General features: G+C 52.4%; 17 protein-coding genes. 4 read left to right on the top strand and 13 right to left on the bottom strand.

Annotated features, from left to right (window positions below; genetic code table 11):
• Window positions 1-10 precede the first annotated feature (10 nt).
• Complete coding sequence (katE, locus tag NA624_RS01430) at window positions 11-2,263, top strand: catalase HPII (protein WP_000019115.1); 2,253 nt, start codon at window positions 11-13, stop codon at window positions 2,261-2,263.
• Window positions 2,264-2,306: 43 nt separating this feature from the next.
• On the opposite strand, the gene chbG is transcribed toward katE, so the two are convergent.
• The 7 genes from chbG to osmE all read right to left on the bottom strand — a co-directional run bounded on the left by chbG (window position 2,307) and on the right by osmE (window position 8,212).
• Window positions 2,307-3,065: a chitin disaccharide deacetylase gene (gene chbG, locus NA624_RS01425; protein ID WP_000442743.1), complete on the bottom strand. Its 759-nt coding sequence runs from the start codon at window positions 3,063-3,065 to the stop codon at window positions 2,307-2,309.
• A gap of 12 nt (window positions 3,066-3,077) precedes the next feature.
• The gene (locus NA624_RS01420) at window positions 3,078-4,433 is read right to left on the bottom strand and encodes a 6-phospho-beta-glucosidase (RefSeq protein ID WP_000078772.1); all 1,356 of its coding nucleotides are present in this window, start codon (window positions 4,431-4,433) and stop codon (window positions 3,078-3,080) included.
• A gap of 124 nt (window positions 4,434-4,557) precedes the next feature.
• Window positions 4,558-5,400 (bottom strand): transcriptional regulator ChbR, encoded by an 843-nt coding sequence (chbR, locus tag NA624_RS01415; protein ID WP_000983393.1) that lies wholly within the window; start codon window positions 5,398-5,400, stop codon window positions 4,558-4,560.
• 10 nt (window positions 5,401-5,410) lie between these two features.
• A complete protein-coding gene (gene chbA, locus NA624_RS01410) occupies window positions 5,411-5,758 on the bottom strand; it encodes a PTS N,N'-diacetylchitobiose transporter subunit IIA (protein ID WP_000459883.1) in 348 nt (115 codons plus the stop codon).
• Between the two features lie 50 nt (window positions 5,759-5,808).
• Entirely contained in the window at window positions 5,809-7,167 is a 1,359-nt protein-coding gene (gene chbC, locus NA624_RS01405) for a PTS N,N'-diacetylchitobiose transporter subunit IIC (protein WP_000073063.1), read from the bottom strand.
• Between the two features lie 82 nt (window positions 7,168-7,249).
• The gene (gene chbB, locus NA624_RS01400; protein ID WP_000412161.1) at window positions 7,250-7,570 is read right to left on the bottom strand and encodes a PTS N,N'-diacetylchitobiose transporter subunit IIB; all 321 of its coding nucleotides are present in this window, start codon (window positions 7,568-7,570) and stop codon (window positions 7,250-7,252) included.
• Window positions 7,571-7,870: 300 nt separating this feature from the next.
• Window positions 7,871-8,212, bottom strand: a complete 342-nt coding sequence (osmE, locus tag NA624_RS01395; RefSeq protein ID WP_001039301.1) for an osmotically-inducible lipoprotein OsmE — start codon at window positions 8,210-8,212, stop codon at window positions 7,871-7,873.
• Window positions 8,213-8,430: 218 nt separating this feature from the next.
• Here osmE and nadE point away from each other — a divergent pair, with 218 nt between their 5' ends.
• Entirely contained in the window at window positions 8,431-9,258 is an 828-nt protein-coding gene (gene nadE, locus NA624_RS01390) for an ammonia-dependent NAD(+) synthetase (RefSeq protein WP_000174985.1), read from the top strand.
• Window positions 9,259-9,378: 120 nt separating this feature from the next.
• On the top strand, window positions 9,379-10,260 hold the full coding sequence (gene cho / locus NA624_RS01385; RefSeq protein WP_001518228.1) for an excinuclease Cho: 882 nt from the start codon (window positions 9,379-9,381) through the stop codon (window positions 10,258-10,260).
• A gap of 74 nt (window positions 10,261-10,334) precedes the next feature.
• Here cho and spy read toward each other — a convergent pair whose 3' ends face one another.
• The 6 genes from spy to astC all read right to left on the bottom strand — a co-directional run bounded on the left by spy (window position 10,335) and on the right by astC (window position 17,183).
• Complete coding sequence (gene spy, locus NA624_RS01380) at window positions 10,335-10,820, bottom strand: ATP-independent periplasmic protein-refolding chaperone Spy (protein WP_001228998.1); 486 nt, start codon at window positions 10,818-10,820, stop codon at window positions 10,335-10,337.
• Between the two features lie 335 nt (window positions 10,821-11,155).
• Window positions 11,156-12,124 carry a succinylglutamate desuccinylase gene (gene astE, locus NA624_RS01375; RefSeq protein WP_000368438.1) on the bottom strand — a complete coding sequence of 323 codons (969 nt, stop codon included), beginning with the start codon at window positions 12,122-12,124 and terminating at the stop codon, window positions 11,156-11,158.
• A complete protein-coding gene (gene astB / locus NA624_RS01370) occupies window positions 12,117-13,460 on the bottom strand; it encodes an N-succinylarginine dihydrolase (protein WP_000123933.1) in 1,344 nt (447 codons plus the stop codon). The genes astE and astB overlap by 8 nt, the downstream gene beginning before the upstream one ends.
• Window positions 13,457-14,935 carry a succinylglutamate-semialdehyde dehydrogenase gene (gene astD, locus NA624_RS01365; RefSeq protein WP_000177265.1) on the bottom strand — a complete coding sequence of 493 codons (1,479 nt, stop codon included), beginning with the start codon at window positions 14,933-14,935 and terminating at the stop codon, window positions 13,457-13,459. Before astD ends, astB begins: the two co-directional genes overlap by 4 nt.
• Window positions 14,932-15,966, bottom strand: a complete 1,035-nt coding sequence (gene astA / locus NA624_RS01360; protein WP_001263889.1) for an arginine N-succinyltransferase — start codon at window positions 15,964-15,966, stop codon at window positions 14,932-14,934. Before astA ends, astD begins: the two co-directional genes overlap by 4 nt.
• On the bottom strand, window positions 15,957-17,183 hold the full coding sequence (gene astC, locus NA624_RS01355; protein ID WP_000059492.1) for a succinylornithine/acetylornithine transaminase: 1,227 nt from the start codon (window positions 17,181-17,183) through the stop codon (window positions 15,957-15,959). Before astC ends, astA begins: the two co-directional genes overlap by 10 nt.
• A gap of 445 nt (window positions 17,184-17,628) precedes the next feature.
• On the opposite strand from astC, the gene xthA reads away from it, so the two are divergent.
• On the top strand, window positions 17,629-18,435 hold the full coding sequence (xthA, locus tag NA624_RS01350) for an exodeoxyribonuclease III (RefSeq protein ID WP_000673954.1): 807 nt from the start codon (window positions 17,629-17,631) through the stop codon (window positions 18,433-18,435).
• Window positions 18,436-18,444: the final 9 nt, after the last annotated feature.

Here is an 18,444-nt window from a genome sequence, read left to right as displayed (position 1 = left end):
GACGAGTTCAATGTCGCATAATGAGAAATCCCCCCATCAGTCCCCCGTGCATGATACCCGTGAATCACAGCCCGGCCTGGACTCCCTGGCGCCGTCAGACGGTTCACATCGCCCCACGCCAGAACCGACGCCGCCGGGCGCGCAACCGACGGCCCCCGGCAGCTTAAAAGCGCCCGAGACCGCGAATGATAAGCTCACCGCCCTCGACACCTTTCGTAAAGGCAGCGAAAATCATGCGCTGACCACCAATCAGGGCGTGCGCATCGCCGACGATCAAAATTCTCTTCGCGCCGGCAGCCGCGGCCCTACGCTGTTGGAAGATTTTATCCTGCGCGAGAAAATTACCCACTTTGACCATGAGCGTATCCCGGAGAGGATCGTTCACGCCCGCGGATCTGCAGCGCACGGCTATTTTCAGCCATATAAGGATCTGAGCGACATCACGAAAGCCGCGTTTCTGTGCGATCCACAGAAAATTACCCCGGTCTTTGTTCGCTTTTCGACAGTACAGGGCGGCGCGGGGTCTGCTGATACCGTACGTGATATCCGCGGTTTTGCGACCAAATTTTATACCGAAGAGGGAATTTTCGATCTCGTCGGTAATAACACGCCGATCTTTTTTATCCAGGATGCGCATAAGTTTCCGGATTTTGTGCACGCCGTTAAGCCCGAACCTCATTGGGCTATTCCGCAAGGACAGAGCGCGCACGACACCTTCTGGGACTATGTTTCCTTACAGCCTGAGACGCTGCACAACGTCATGTGGGCAATGTCGGATCGCGGTATTCCACGGAGTTATCGGACGATGGAAGGGTTCGGCATTCACACCTTCCGTCTGATCAATGCACAAGGGAAAGCGACCTTTGTCCGTTTCCACTGGAAACCGTTGGCAGGTAAAGCCTCGCTGGTATGGGATGAGTCACAAAAACTGACCGGTCGCGATCCGGATTTTCACCGCCGGGATCTGTGGGAGGCCATCGAAGCGGGCGATTTCCCGGAATACGAGCTGGGCCTACAACTCATTGCCGAAGAGGATGAATTTAAATTCGATTTTGATCTGCTCGATCCGACCAAACTGATTCCGGAAGAGTTGGTGCCAGTACAACGCGTCGGCAAAATGGTGTTAAACCGTAATCCGGATAACTTTTTCGCTGAAAACGAACAGGCGGCATTTCATCCAGGACATATTGTTCCCGGCATTGATTTTACCAACGATCCGCTGTTACAGGGGCGTCTGTTCTCTTATACCGACACGCAAATCAGCCGCCTGGGCGGGCCAAACTTCCACGAAATTCCGATTAACCGCCCTACCTGCCCCTACCATAACTTCCAGCGTGACGGTATGCACCGGATGGATATCGACACCAATCCGGCGAACTATGAACCGAACTCCATTAATGACAACTGGCCGCGCGAAACGCCGCCAGCGCCAAAACGCGGCGGCTTCGAATCATACCAGGAACGCGTGGATGGCAATAAAATCCGCGAACGCAGCCCCTCTTTCGGTGAATATTACGCGCATCCTCGCCTGTTCTGGCTCAGTCAGACGCCGATAGAACAGCAGCATATTATTGACGCGTTCAGCTTTGAACTAGGTAAAGTCGCCCGCGCGTATATTCGGGAGCGGGTGGTCGATCAGTTAGCGCATATTGATGTCACGCTGGCTCAGGGCGTCGCGCATAATCTCGGTTTTGCACTCACCCATGAGCAAACGCAAATTGCCCCGCCTCCTGATGTCAACGGTCTGAAAAAAGATCCGGCGCTCAGCCTGTATGCGGTGCCAGACGGCGATGTTAAAGGTCGCGTGGTCGCTATTCTGCTGAACGACAAGGTTAACGCCGCCGATCTGCTGACCATTTTGCAGGCTTTAAAAGCCAAAGGCGTCCACGCAAAACTGCTCTATTCACGGATGGGTGAAGTAACGGCTGATGACGGTTCAACATTAACGATTGCGGCAACCTTTGCCGGCGCGCCGTCGCTAACGGTCGATGCGGTAATAGTACCGTGCGGCAATATTGCCGATATCGAGAGTTGTGGCGATGCCCGTTACTACCTTCTGGAAGCCTACAAACATCTGAAGCCCATCGCACTGGCAGGCGACGCCCGACGGTTTAAGGCGCTTTTAAACATTGATAGCCAGGGGGAAGAAGGACTTGTTGAGGCAGATAACGTTGACCACCACTTTATGGACACTCTATTGACGCTGATGGTGGCACACCGTGTCTGGTCGCGTGCGGGGAAAATTAACGCGATTCCTGCATAAACGACAAAAAATGCGGCGCATTCTTGCGCCGCAAACTCAGGAGCTAAATATCAAGAAAACTGCCAGGACGATATCCACGTTCCGCAATCGCTGCCTTGAGTGACGCAGACGTCAACACCTCCAGTTCAGTTAAGCGGGGGTAACAATAGGCGCTCTGGCGAATAATGTTGTCCACAAACGCCGGATGACACATCACCTCCAGAGAGGCTTCTCCTCGATGCGCCGAGGCATCCAGAATGCGTAAAAAGCACGCTTCGGTGATCTCCTCGCCGTAAAATTCACTACTAAATCCTTGAGTGCTGCGCAAATCCGACGGCAGATCGTCGGCGTTCAACACCGTCTGGCGGTCAATACGTAACGCAATCCCGCGCTGCGCCGCAAAGCGGGCGACGATGGGGAAAATTTGCGGGAACATATGCACATGATGGTGGCTGTCGAGATGCGTTGGCTCGCGGCCAAATACGTCGATGAAACGCTGATACTGACACGCCAGTTCATGCGCAATTTCATCCAGCGGAAGCGTATCCTCCTCCGCCATTTGCCAGATCCATTTCCCCAACAGGCCGTCTCGCGTCAGGCCCGGCATCTCTGACACCGGTTTGCCTAACGTCAAAACAAAATGCATTCCCACCCCAAGCGCAGGCAGCTCGCGGCTAAGCTGCGCCGCATGGCCAATAGCCTCGCCATTGACCAGCGCCGTCGTGGAGGTCACAACGCCGTTGCGATATGCTTCAACAATGCCGTAATTTTGCCCTTTACTCAGGCCAAAATCATCGGCATTCACAATCAACACGCGTTCCATAGCCTACCTCTGTCAGTGGTGCTTACCTTTAAGCGCTTCGATGCAAGCGGCAAAATTAGGCAGCCATTTTTCATGCGCCAGAATGAGCTCACGCGCCAGGACTTCTGCGTCGCGGTCGGAATGCACCAGCGGACTCAGGTTAAGCGCCAGCAGCACATCATTAAAGTTTCCGCTCAGCGCCGCATTGCTGGCCGCAACCTCAAATCCTTTAATAGTGTGGATAAGCCCCAGCACTTTTTCGTCAAAACGGGTGATACGCGGGTGCGGCGTCGCGCCATTGCGTCCCAGAATGCAGGTCATTTCCACCGCCCAGTCCGCCGGGATATTCTCGACATGCCCATGATGTGGAATATTAACGTAATGCTCAGTCTGCTTGTCATTATAAATAGCGTTAATGACTTCACAAGCGGCATCGGAATAATAAGCGCCGCCGCGTTGTTCAAGCTCTTTCGGCTTCACGTTTAGCTCAGGATTTTTGTACAAGTCGAAGAGTTGTTTCTCCACTTTCTGTACGACCTGAGCGCGCGCGCCGCCTTTGTAATATTCGCCCATTTCAATCGCCAGCATCTCTTTTTGCTTGAAGTAATACAACAAATAAGAGCACGGCAGCATGTTCAGCGAGCGAATCAATCCTTCACTAAACGGCAGATCAAAGATATTTTTTACGGTTGACGCTTTCAACTGACCGGACGCCACGCCATCCAGTAATTCTGCGAACCGTGAGGTGCCATTCACCAGCACATCTTTAATAAAGACCATATGGTTTAGACCAAACAGGTCAATGGAAAGATCGTCATTCTCATTCAGCGCCAGCACGTCATGAATAAACATTTTCATGCCGACAGGAATATTACATACGCCGATGAATTTTTTAAAGTTGGTATGGCGATAAACCGCTTCCGTCACCATCCCCGCCGGATTAGTAAAGTTAATGACCCACGCATTCGGACATAATTCCTCAACATCCTTAATGATGTCAAAAATAACCGGAATGGTGCGCAACCCTTTAAATAAACCGCCAGCGCCGTTGGTTTCTTGCCCCAGATAGCCGTGGCTAAGCGGGATACGCTCGTCCAGTTCACGGGCTTTGAGTTGACCAACGCGCAGCTGGGTAGTAACAAAATTAGCGTCTTTCAGCGCTTCCCGACGATCCAGCGTTTTATACAATTTTAGCGGAACGCCTGCTTTATCAATCATTCGCTGGCAGAGATCATAAATAATGTCCAGCTTCTCTTTCCCGTCTTCAACGTCAACCAGCCATAATTCAGTGACAGGTAATTCATGGTAGCGTTTAATAAAGCCTTCAAGTAATTCAGGGGTGTAGCTGCTCCCGCCACCAATAGTGACGACTTTTAATTTCTGGCTCATAATATCTCCCTTCAGTGTATGACACTGATATGTATTACGCTATGCCCGCTCGTAAGAAATAGCGTGACGTTCCCCGCGCTATTGGGGCAAGCGTGAAATGTAATTAATCGAGCAATGCAAACCGTTACTCATTAATTTCCGTCAATCGCTTCCGATAACTATTCGGCGTGAATGAGGTCATCTTCTTAAACGTTTTAATAAACAGACTTGGACTGCTATACCCGGCTTCATAAGCAATATCCGTAACCGAATAGTTGGTCATTTCCAACTGTTTCTTGGCAAAATTAATGCGAATCTCATTAATGATTTGCATCGGCGTTTTGCTGTAATAACGTCGGGTGGCGCGCGTCAGATACTCCTGGGATTTTGCCGACAGGCGCACCATATTTTCCAGCGCATGTTCGCCAAACTGCGTTTTATCATGCATTATCTCCACGGTTGCTTTCAGCCATTGTGGAATATCATCATAAACCTGCTCTTCGCGGTAATGACGTAAGCGGTTTATAATATAAAATGTCACCACTTCAATAAATTCGTCGAGCCCATTACCGCGAAAGTTCAACGACGCAATCACCGTTTCAATATAGGTAAGGAAGGTGCTATTCGCCCTGTATACCTGCGATGCCACAAAACAAAACGGCAGTAACGGAAGATAATGCTGTTCAAAAAAACGTTTACTAATTCCTACGTTCAGAATACGCGTTGCGCCAAACTCATAGAAACTTTGGTGGTTCGACCCCACCGGGATAAAAACAAAATCTCCACGTTCCAGCAGCACACGCTTCCCGTTGATCTCCTGGTAATAACGTCCGGTTAATACCAGGGTAAATTCATAGTAGTCGTGCTGATGCAGCCCGGTGACGCTTTCCGTCTTGTTATAGATAAACACATGGAAATTTTTGCCATTGAAGAGCTGCTGCTCATAAACCGTTTTGATTTCCGTTGCGTTAACCTGTAGCTGCATCATCCGCCCCCTGTTATTTCAGTTTCTCATGGAGCTCAATCAACTCAGCGATCAGTTCACGAGCCAGCATTGAGGTCATCAAATGATCCTGAGCGTGAACCAGGACCAGACTGACTTTCATTTTGCCTTCGCCCTGATCGCCTTCGATGAGTTTTGTCTGCACAAGATGCGCTTCATTGAGCGCTATGCGCGACTGGTCCATCATCGCTTTCGCCGCCTCAAAATCGCCTTCTTTCGCTTTTCTGAGCGCGCCATATGCCAGGCTGCGCGCCTGACCAGAATTGATGATAAGCCCCATAACGACTTCTTCGAGTTCCTCAGCCGCTGTCTGGTTATCTACAACATTTTCAAGATCAAACATAGTCTTTCCTCTGATTCAGCCCGGCATGGCATCCCATGCCGGCGCGGAGTTTAGAATTTCAGTGCGTTAGCGATATCTTCTTCGCTTTCTTCCTGCTCGATGGCGTTCTGCGCTTTGTTAGCCACCACCACGAAGGGGAGATAAATCAGGGTAGCGACCGCCAGGTTAAATAGCGCAACCAGCAACGCGGCGACACTGCCGTTGGTGTTAAAGAACGCCCCCAACCCGGTTGGCATGGTCCACGGCGCAATATTGGTAATCGGCGGAATAATACCCAAATAGTAAGCCACCAGCGTAATCGCCGCCAGAATCGGCTGAACCAGAATGAAGGGGATAAACATCACCGGGTTCATAATAATCGGCAGGCCAAACAGGATGGGTTCGTTAATCTGGAAGATACCTGACGGCAGCGCCAGTTTTGCCACCTGGCGATAGTCCGCGCGACGAGATGCGAGGAAGATAGCGATGATCAGACCCAGCGTTGCGCCGCTACCACCGAGGAAGATATAAGAATCCAGCATCGGTTTCGCCCAGATATGGAACGTTTTACCGGCTTCCAGCGCCGCATCGACGGAGCCATACTGCTGGTAAATAGAGATGTTTTCCAGCGCCCAGGGCGTCATGATGCCGCTGTCCAGCGCGGTCAGCGCCAGCGAACCATGAATACCAAAGAACCACAGCAGCGGTACAAAAATGACATATGCCCACCCTACCACGCTACCCAGCGATGCCAGCGGCGTAGAGATAGTGTCCATAATAATCTGATGGAAGTTAGAACCGTAATTAGACAGCGCCCAGGCAATAATCCCCATAATAGAGAGAATAATAAAGCCGGGAATTAATGCTGAGAATGAACGAGACACCGAAGCCGGTACGCTGTCCGGTAGTTTAATCACCCAGTTGCGCCGGACAATAAATGTAAACATCTCCGCGACCACCAGGCCAATAATAATACCGGAGATAATATTCGCGCCGCCCAGCCAGTTTGCGCCTACGGCATAGGCCTCGCCGACACTATACGGCGTTACGGTCATAAATGCCGCCACGGAGAGCAGTCCGGCGGCCAGCGCATCAACCTTGCGCTCTTCCGCCAACGCCATGCCGATAAAAAATGGCGCCATGAGCGACATAATGCCCAATGTGCCGTTATAGACGTTCCCGCCGATGCCTTTCAATCCATTAAGTGTTTCAATGGTTGAGGCATCAAGCCGAATGCCCATGGAATAAAAAAACGACCCCTCCCCAAAGCTCAGGAAAACGTTATTAATTAATACAAACATCGCCCCCGCAAGGGTTAATGGCATTAAACGAATAAAGCCGTTCTTGATTGCATTAACGTGTGGCTGCTTTCCTATTTTTACAGCAAAAGGAAGGAGTACCTTTTCAAGTGAAGCAATGACGTTACTCATAGAAAAATACCCTTAAATACCGCAATAAAATATTGCGGTTAGTGTATGAAATAACTCTTTGACGGGAAAAATTAAAAAATAATTAATTCGCGGCGGCTTTTTTAATTGCCGCTACCGCAGCTTTAAGCACGCCTAAACCATCTACCTTGCCGTACAACATTGAATCAATGACTTCTACCGGTTTACCGGGTAATAAACGCTGAATTTCGGGGAGCATATAAGCAATTTGCGGGCCTAATAACACGACGTCCGCTGCCGGGCCTTTTTCACCGGCCAGGGTTTCAGGGAATGCTTCAATAATAACCGGTACTTCATATTTTTCAGCCTGAGCGCGCATTTTTGATACCAGTAACGATGTTGACATGCCCGCAGAACAAAACAGATAAATGTGTTTCTTTTCCATAAAAACCTTCCTCATGTGCGATTATCTGTCAACCAGATACGCCGCAAGCCTCAACCTGCATCCATACTCTGGGCGACTTGCGTAACCGGATTTACTTTTTTAGGTGGCTGAAATGAGTATACGGGATCGGACCGCCGGATGGTATTTCCTTGACCCACTAAATTGTCTCTCATTGACCTGGCGTTATGACCCCCCTCACATTTCGGGCAAATAATTCGCGATAATAAATAAGGTTATTGCAGGCACAAAAAAACCGGCTCGCAGGCCGGTTTCCTTGAATGTTCAGGCAATGTACAGTTGTTACTGCTTCGGCGCCTGTGGGTCAGTGTCGTACTCCGCACAGGTCTGGTAGCCGGAGTTAATCACGTGCCCGGTATCATCCAGCGCAACAAAGTAGGTTTCCGCTTTACCATCACGTTGACCCAGGATGTAGGTCTGACAGGTACCGCGCGCATGAATCATGCTCACTTCAGATGACGGTTTGCCCGCAATCTGCGCAACCTGTGCCCTGCTCATTCCTTTTTTAACATCTTTAACGACAGGCTCAACAAATTGGTCTTTTGTACGATCATACGCCGTACAGCCTGCCAGCATAGTCATTACCGCCGCTGCGCTTAAAATTCCTGCTACGTTCTTGTTCATTTTCCGTCCTCTTGTTTATCAGCGTGTTATGTAAGCCTGGAATACATCAGAATATTTTTCAAGCCGCGACCCGCCACAAAAAGCCTTTCGGAAAATTCTCTAACGCGGCGATATGTTGTTTTAAACACCGCTTAGCCCGCCAAACCTTGTCGTTTCAGCGGCGAAGGGTTAGCTTTAACAGGGTAAAGATTCATTTTTTTAATGTCGAAGGGGGTTAAATGACTCTGCAGCAAGAGATAATCCAGGCGCTTGGCGCGAAACCACATATCAACCCTGAAGAAGAAATTCGCCGCAGCGTGGATTTTCTTAAAGCGTACCTGAAAACCTATCCCTTTTTGAAATCGCTGGTGTTAGGCATTAGCGGCGGGCAGGATTCGACGCTGGCCGGGAAACTCAGCCAGATGGCTATCGCCGAATTGCGGGAAGAGACTGGTGATAATGCGCTGCAGTTTATCGCCGTTCGTCTGCCTTATGGCGTACAGGCCGATGAACAGGATTGCCAGGACGCCATTGCTTTTATTCAGCCGGACAGAGTACTCACCGTCAATATTAAAGGCGCCGTCCTCGCCAGCGAGCAGGCGCTGCGCGAAGCGGGAATTGAGCTGAGCGATTTTGTTCGCGGCAATGAAAAAGCGCGTGAGCGAATGAAAGCGCAATATAGCATCGCCGGTATGACTCACGGCGTCGTGGTGGGCACCGACCATGCGGCGGAAGCGATAACCGGGTTCTTCACCAAATATGGCGATGGCGGTACCGACATTAACCCGCTTCATCGCCTTAACAAACGCCAGGGCAAACAGCTTCTCGCAGAGCTGGGCTGTCCTGAGCATCTGTATAAAAAAGTCCCCACCGCCGATTTGGAAGACGACCGCCCTTCACTGCCTGATGAAGCCGCGCTGGGCGTAACGTATGACAATATTGACGATTACCTGGAAGGCAAAACGCTGGACCCCGCCATCGCTAAAACTATCGAAGGCTGGTATGTAAAAACTGAACATAAGCGCCGTTTACCGATTACGGTATTCGACGACTTTTGGAAAAAGTAAGCGTACTTCTACTGTTGCGCCGGATATCGCTCGTCTATCCGGCCTCCTCTCTTCCCAGCCTCTTTTTTAATCACCCATCCGCTGTTATACTGGATGAATAACCAGTTAACGGAGATCACTGTGGTACGGCGTCAATCAGCCCCCCGCCTTGAGTTTGAAGCGGCGGCCATTTACGAATATCCAGAACATTTACGTCCTTTCCTCAGCGAAGCGCCAGCCTTACCGGGCGTCTATATATTTCATAGCGAAAGCGATACGCTGCCGCTTTATATCGGTAAAAGCGTAAATATTCGCAGCCGGGTGCTCTCACATCTGCGAACGCCTGACGAGGCCGCTATGCTGCGACAGGCGCGGCGGATAAGCTGGATCTGCACCGCTGGGGAAATGGGCGCGTTGCTGCTGGAGGCGCGGCTGATCAAAGAACAACAGCCGCTGTTTAACAAGCGGTTACGGCGTAATCGCCAGCTTTGCTCTCTACAGTTGAGCGAACAAAAGATTGAGGTCGTTTCCGCCCGCAGCGTCGATTTTTCCCATGAGCCGAACTTGTTTGGGCTCTTCGCCAACCGTCGGGCAGCGCTGCAAAGCTTACAGAACCTCGCCGATGAACAAAAATTGTGTTATGGCCTGCTGGGGCTTGAACCGGTAAGCCGTGGTCGCGCCTGTTTTCGTTTCGCTCTGAAGCGCTGCGCTGGCGCGTGCTGTGGGCAAGAAACCCCGCAGGCGCATTTTCTTCGTCTGCAGGCCTCACTGGAACGGTTACGTGTGGTTTGCTGGCCCTGGAAAGGCGCTATCGCGTTAAAAGAGAGCCGCCCACAAATGACCCAGTTCCACATTATCAACAACTGGTTATGGCTGGGGGCGGTACCCTCGCTGGATGAGGCCGCCACACTGGTGCGCACACCTGCGGGCTTTGATCAGGACGGCTATAAAATTCTCTGTAAGCCGCTAATGTCAGGTCAATATGAGATCATTGAACTGCACACCGATTGTCGCCAGTCATAAAGAAAACCGCCGATCCTGTCCACCTCAACGATTGTGTTGTCGACAAGACCGGCGGTCTTAAATTATGTGGAAAGTTATTCTGCCGCAGCAGGCATTTTACCTTCTTGCGCCGGGCGTTCTGTCAGACGCTTCTCAAAATTAGCGTTATATTGCTTTTTCTGCTCCGGCGTCAGAACGTTATAAATTTTATTCTGGGTTTCCATATGCGCCAGCATATTGGCCTTGCGCTGCGCTTCCATTTTCGTAATTTGCGCTTCGGCTTTGGCTTTATCGAAGGTATCGCTGGCAATAATATCATGCATGGCGCGACGCTCTTCCAGCAGCGGACGTTTCATTTGCTCGCGCTGCGCTTTCATAATGTCGCGAATTTGTTGCTTCTGTGCGTCTGTCAGGTTCAGGTTTTTAAACATCATATCGTGATGTGGGCCAAATTTACCTTTATGCTGCATCATTGGCTTCGCATCCGCTGGCGCGGCGGTGGTAGTCTCAGCGGCATGAGCCAGATTCGCAGCACCCATCGCCAGGGTAGAGGCAACAAATAGAGCAGTCAGTTTACGCATATTTCCATCCTTCCTTTCAGTTATTTTTACGGCATATTTAAAACAGCGCCGTGTTGTCGTGATTAACTTTAACCGTCTTAGCGTCAATTAGTCATAACAACGGTAAAACAATGAAAGTATAAAAAACACTTTTTCGCCAATTGTGAAGAAAAAAAGAATAAATTGCGCAGAGTTGAAAGATAAATATACAGTAGCATGATATAGCAGAAATTATGCAGAACTATAACGCAGCAACGCTTATTAATAAAGCAATTCTCCAGGAATAATCCGTAATAGCATGAAACTGTGTCCCAAATCATCCCTGTAATCCTAACGTGAGCTTACAGGGACATTTATCAAGGCAGTCTTTCCAGCATTAATCCAGCCCGCAATCCGCAGGCGACAGAGGGATTAGGAAAGAGAACATATTCAACGTCATGCGTCACCGTCACACGCTTATCCCCCTCCTCGGCCAGCAACGTTCCCTTCGCAAAGGCAGCAAAATTCAGCGTTTGCGCATCCATATAAAGCGTGAACTTATCGCTGTGACGCGTGATTTGCGACACCACCCGATAGCGTAGCGGCGGAGAAGACGAGGTTGACGTTTCGACACCGCTCAACAGCGCCGACAACGCCTGCGAGGTTACGCTGAACTGCGTCAGATCGTTTTGCCCAAACGGCAACGCCTTTCCCAACTCCAGCGTACAGGAAAGCGCGCCGAAATGTTCAGAGCTAAAGTGCGTAAACGTACCGCCGGGCGCCTGATGAAATACCAACGCCTCCAGTCCTGCCGCGCCCAGCCATGCCAGAAAATCTGTCTCCCACGGGCGGTCGCGCTGCGGCAATACGCCAAAACGCAAATGATGCGAGCCACGAATGGCGGTATGCAGATCCAGATGCCAGCGTACCCGCGCCTGACCAGAGGAAAAGAAGGTCTCCAGACTTAGCTCCAGCTCACGCGCCCGCCGCGTTTCATCGCTTTCGGCAAAGGACTGCCAACGCCCGCCAAACATACGGTTCATATCGCTGTGACAATAGCGTATTCCCGCCGCCAGCGCCTGCGGATTGCCGAGTACCACCAGCACTCGCCACGTTAACATCAAGCTTCCTGAAAACAGCGCCGACAGCAGCTTATCCAGCATCTCGACCGGCGCGGTTTCATTGCCGTGTATCCCCGCAGAAAGAATTAACGCGCGGTCGACCGGCGCATCGGGCGTGAGTTCAAGCAGACCATGGCCTAACCAGCGCCAGCGAAAACCCGCGCCCTTCCCCTGCGTCACCCGTGGTGTCGTGTCGCTTAGCGTCAACGCCAGAAAGTTATCCATCAGCCGCCCCCGTTTGCTGGAAAGGATAAACCGACCCCAAATCCAGCAGACGCGTTAACACATCCAGCGCCTCCCGGCCTTCTCGCAATAATAACGGATCGGCCAGATCGGCGGCGGTCAGGCGATCGCGATAATAACGATCCGCCCACGCGTTAAGGGCCGTAAACAGAGCGTCATTCATCATTACCGCTGGATTCACCGCCCGTCGTTCTTCTTCTGTTAACACCACGCGTAATCGCAGACAGGCCGGGCCGCCGCCGTTGGCCATACTTTCTCGCAAATCAAACACCTGCATCGCGCTGATGGGGTTATCCTCCGCCACCAGCTTATTCAGATAGCGCCAGACGCCGGCATGGTTCTGACATTCCCGCGGCAACACTAACAGCATTGAGCCGTCGTCACGGCTTAGCAACTGACTATTAAACAGGTAGGTGGCCACAGCATCTGATACAGAAACCTCGCCGGCGGGCACCTCTATCGCCATAAAACCGTCAACGCGCGTACGCAACTGATTAATGAGCACTTTCTGACGGGCAAACGCCGCTTCGTGACAAAACAATACCTGTCGATTCGAAACGGCGATGACATCATTATGGAATACGCCTTGATCGATGACCTCCGGGTTTTGCTGAGCGAAGATAACCTGTTGCGGATTCACCTGATTAAGACGCGCCACGGCCTCGCTGGCTTCGCGGCTCTGGCGCGCCGGATAACGAGCGGGTCGTATTTCATTCTCCTCTTCGCGCCCATAGACAAAAAGCTGCACGCCTGCCGAACCATACTCGCCGCCAAGACGGTTATGATTCGCCGCGCCTTCATCTCCCAATAATGCGACCTGCGGTAACGCGCTATGCACTGAAAACTGACTTTCATCGCGAAATATGGCGCGTAGCAGCGCTTCGGTAACAGGCGCCTCAAGAGCGCGATGAAATTTATTGTTTAAATTCGCCACCGTCAGGTGAACTTTCCCGTCCAGCGCGTCTGCCGATGGGCAAACCGTCGCCGCATTCGCAACCCACATTGGCGACGCGGAACTCACGCTGGAAAGCCAGCGTGGCGCCTGACGCGCAACCTTATCCAGAATCTGCTCATCGCTACCCGTGAAGCCGAGCTGACGCAACGCCGGAATAAAAGGCCGCTCATGCGGCGGGATCACCGCCTGGGGAAAGCCGGCATCCGCCAAAGCCTTCATCTTTAGCAGCCCCTGCTTTACCGCCAGACGAGGATTCGACATCTGAAAACGGTGGCGGGTCGATGCCTCATTGCCGAAGGATAGCCCGGCATAATGGTGCGTAAGCCCCACCAGCCCGTCAAAATTAACTTCATGCGCCGTCATACCGCCTCCCTGCGAGAAAAGTCGAGGCCGGGGCTTAATGTCGCAGGCAACGTCAGTTCGGGAGACTCCAGACTAGCCATCGGCCAGGCGCAATAATCGGCGGCATACCAGGCGCTGGGCCGATGGTTGCCAGACGCGCCGACACCACCAAACGGCGCAGTACTCGCTGCCCCGGTGAGCGGTTTATTCCAGTTAACGATCCCTGCCCGTGCCTCCAGCAAGAGCTGTTCGAACTGCGCGCGATCCGTCGACACCAGCCCACACGACAGACCAAAACGGGTATTATTCGCCAGACGAATCGCCTCATCGAAATGCGCATAACGCCAGACGTTCAGCAGCGGACCAAACACCTCTTCATCCGGCACATCCGCGACGCCCGTCAGCTCAATGATGCCAGGCGTCAGCAGAGAGGTTCCCTCTTTGACCTTCCGCGGCGCCAGTAGCGTGCGACCGCCTAATGCCTCTCGTTGACGCCAGGCCTCCATCACATGCTGTGCCGCCTGCGCTGAAATCAGTCCGCCGATAAACGGCTGCGGATCGTCGTCCCATCTGCCGGGCTGCAGACGTCCGGCGACGTCAACCAGCCGCGCCAGAAATGCATCTCCCTGCGCACCCTGTTTTACCAGAAGGCGTCGCGCGCAGGTACAGCGCTGTCCGGCGGTAATAAACGCCGATTGCAGCGTCAGATGTACCGCCGCATCCATATTTGCCACATCCTCAATAATGAGCGGGTTGTTTCCGCCCATTTCAAGGGCCAGGATTTTTTCCGGCTGGCCGGATAGCTGGCGATGAAGCTGATATCCGGTACTGGCGCTGCCGGTAAACAGCAGTCCGTCGAGATCGTCGAGCGAACTCAGCGCTTGTCCGGTCTCCCGGCCGCCCTGCACCAGATTAAGAACACCTGCCGGTAGCCCCGCCCGTTCCCAGAGTTTTATTACCGTTTCCCCGGTCCATGGCGTTAGCTCGCTAGGTTTGAAGATCAGCGTATTGCCTGCCAGCAACGCGGGCACAATATGGCCATTCGGTAAATGGCCGGGAAAGTTATAAGGGCCGAATACCGCCAGCACACCGTGAGGACGATGGCGCAACGTCGCGGCGCCATCGACAAGTTCGCTTTTTTGTTCGCCGGTTCTGGCGTGGTAAGCCTTAATCGAGATGGCAATCTTATTGATCATCGCCGTCACTTCCGTCGCCGCCTCCCAGCGCGGTTTACCGGTTTCACGTGCGATGACCTCCGTGAGCTCGGCTTTATGCGCCTCCAGCAGGGCGGCAAATTTCTCTACGATAGCCTGTCGTGCGGCAAAAGGCTCTCTGGCCCAACGAGGAAACGCCGCGCGCGCCGCCTGACAGGCTTCGGCGACCTGTGCCGCATTAGCGTCATTCCCCTGCCAAAGTATCTCCGCGCTCACCGGGTTCGTTTTGCGGCGGCGTTCGCCCTGACCGGTTATCCAGTCGCCGTTTATCCATAGCGTCATACGGTTTTCTCCTCAGCGCAAAGGCGTACCAGCCGAACGTGGTCGCCCGCGCGACATTTCAGCGCATCCAACTGCGCAGCGGTAAGTACAAGTCGTGAAGTCTGCGGATCGGCACGCACCAGCGCGGCCCGAAAGTGGTGATAGTTTTCATTGGCGACCAGACATGCCGGATAGTCGCCAGGCGCGGGTTGCCCTTCCGCGACTTCCACCAGTCGGCTTTTACGAATGGCCCGCACGCGGTCAATATCACACTCCAGCGTCGGCCCGCCGTCGAAGATGTCGATATAGTGGCGATAGCGAAAGCCTTCCTTTTCCAGCACCGCGCGGGCTGGCGCCGTTTGCGGGTGGACTTCGCCAATTACGGCCTGTGCCTCTTCAGATAAGAAGTGGGTATAAATAGGATGTTTGGGCATCAGCTCGGCGATAAACGCTTTTTGCCCGGTACCGCATAAAAAATCCGCCCGGCTGAAATCCATAGAAAAAAAGCGTTTGCCGAGACTTTGCCAGAAGGGAGAATAACCGTGCTCGTCAATGACGCCGCGCATTTCCGCCACCACTTTCTCATTGAATTTATCGCGAAACGCGGCCATAAACATAAAGCGCGATTTTGACAACAGGTAGCCGTTACCCTCTTTACGCCATTCGGGATCGAGAAACAGCGTGCAAAGCTCACTGCTGCCAGTGTGATCATTACTCAGGAATAATGTTGGTAACGCGTTATATACATTCAGCTCTTTGGAGGCATGAACCAGCGTACCGACACGATAGTTATACCAGGGGTCGTTAAGGCCGACCGCGACCTCAATGGCGCAGATCCCGCCAACCTCACCCGTTTCACTGTCCTCGAGAACGAATACATACCCTTGTTCGCCTTTTGGCAGCTCGCCGGACCAGGTTTTTAGCGCGCGTTCAATGCGGGCCGCCAGCGTCGCTTCATTTGCCGGTAGCGAGGTTAAGCCGCCGCCCGTTTTGCCTGCAAGCTGCATCAGCGCGGCGATATCCGCATGTTCGACAGGACGAATCACCCGCATGATGCGCCTCCCGTCTGAAGGCGTTCGCACGCCAGGGCAAAACGATCAAGCCCGGTGGCTATCTCCTCGTCGCTCACATTTAACGCTGGCGCAAAACGCACCACGTCGCCGCCGGCGATGAGCACCATCACGCCTGCTTTTGCCGCTTCCTGGGCGATGAGTTTGGCTTTTCCGGCAAACTCCGTCTGTAGCACACAGCCAAGCAGTAGCCCCAGCCCGCGAATTTCACTGAACATGCCAAAACGTACATTAATGGTATTTAGACGTTCAATAAACGCATCGTGGCGCTGTCTGACGCCGTTTTGCATCTCCGGCGTATTGATGATATCCAGTACTTTTCCGGCAACTGCCGTCGCCAGCGGATTACCGCCGTAGGTGGTGCCATGCGTGCCTGGCGTCATAACGCTGGCATAGTCTTGCGTGGTCAGCATCGCGCCGATCGGGAAGCCGCCACCCAACGCTTTAGCGGTCGTCAGGATATCGGGCGTAACGCCATAATGCATATATGCATACAGTTCGCCGGTACGTCCGACGCCCGTCTGCACCTCATCAAAAATCAGTAACGCCTGATGCCGGTCGCACAATTCACGCAGCCCCTGCAAAAAAGCTTTCGTGGCGGGGATCACGCCGCCCTCGCCCTGCACAGGCTCTACGATCACGGCGCAGGTATTGTCATCAATTAGCGCGCTGGCGGAGTTCAGATCGTTATAGGCTGCATGACGAATATCCGGCGGCAGCGGCGCAAAGTCCTGTGAATAGGAGGGTTGACCGCCAGCGCTGACGGTAAAGAGCGTGCGACCATGGAACGCGTTTTTAAAGGCCACAATGCCGCTTTTATGGTTGCCGGCACGATCGTGGGCATATTTGCGCGCCAGTTTTAATGCTGCTTCATTTGCTTCAGCGCCTGAATTACAAAAGAAAACGCGTTCGGCGAAGGTCGCGTCGATCAGTTTTTTCGCCAGTCGCAGCGCCGGCTCATTGGTGTAACCGTTCCCGGTATGCCAGAAGCGATTCGCCTGTTCATTTAACGCCTCGCGCAGCGCCGGATGCGCATGTCCCAATGCGTTGACCGCGATCCCGCCAGCAAAATCAATGTACTCTTTCTCCTGCTGATCCCACAGGCGTGAGCCTTCTCCGCGTACAGGAATAAAAGGCGCGGGAACATATACCGGCACCATCCATTCATCAAAGTTTTCGCGCGTAACTGACAGAGACATAGCGACCTCTTTTGGTAAAAATAAAGTTATTTATATGTTAATTAATATGAGTGTTTGCGCTGTAAATGTAGATTGCAGCATTCGTGCCAGCCAGCGTTAAAATTGCATAAACAGAAGTGATAGACGGTAAATCAATGGGTTACAGCGTAGCGATATTCACTTTTACTGCATGAAAAGTGAATATTTCCGCATAATCGGTGGCTAAAAAGAGGAAAAAGCGAAATATTATTCAGTTGCCAAATATAATTCTGGAATTGTGATCTTATACGAAATTTACTGGAAATTACCGCCCCGTTCTGGCGCATCTGCACGCAAACCGTGCCATTTTCGCGCTATAGAAAACACCATACGCTTCCATTGGCCGAATCTGACGATGAGTGGCAGTCACCCGGTAAAATTTCTGTTACCATCCCAACACGATTCACCTTGCAAAGTGGCAGTGACTATGAAATTTGTCTCTTTTAATATCAACGGCCTGCGCGCCCGTCCCCATCAGCTTGAAGCGATTGTCGAAAAACACCAGCCCGATGTGATCGGCCTACAGGAGACAAAAGTCCACGACGAAATGTTCCCGCTCGAAGAGGTCGCGAAGCTGGGCTATAACGTTTTCTATCATGGACAAAAAGGCCATTACGGCGTCGCGCTGCTAACAAAAGCCACGCCCATTTCCGTCAGACGCGGTTTCCCGGATGATGGCGAAGAGGCGCAACGCCGCATTATCATGGCGGAAATCCCCTCGCCGCTGGGTAATATTACCGTCATTAACGGCTATTTCCCGCAGGGGGAAAGCCGGGATCATCCGTTGAAGTTCCCCGCGAAAGCGCAGTTTTATCAGAACTTGCAAAACTATCTTGAAACGGAACTCAAGTGCGATAATCCGGTATTAATTATGGGCGACATGAATATCAGCCCGACCGATCTGGATATTGGCATCGGCGAAGAGAACCGCAAACGCTGGCTGCGTACCGGTAAATGCTCCTTCCTGCCGGAGGAGCGTGAATGGATGTCACGGTTACTGAAGTGGGGATTAGTGGACACGTTCCGTCAGGCGAATCCGCAAACGATGGATAAATTTTCGTGGTTTGATTACCGCTCAAAAGGTTTCGTGGATAATCGCGGGCTGCGTATCGACCTCTTGCTGGCAAGCGCTCCGCTGGCGGAACGTTGCGCAGAAACCGGTATAGACTATGACATTCGCAGTATGGAAAAACCCTCCGACCATGCGCCGGTCTGGGCGACGTTTCGTGTTTGATTCCGCTTT

Origin of the sequence: Salmonella sp. NW38 (assembly GCF_051807745.1) — a bacterium.
Lineage (GTDB): Bacteria > Pseudomonadota > Gammaproteobacteria > Enterobacterales > Enterobacteriaceae > Salmonella > Salmonella enterica.
This window is presented reverse-complemented; position numbering and strand designations above follow the sequence as displayed.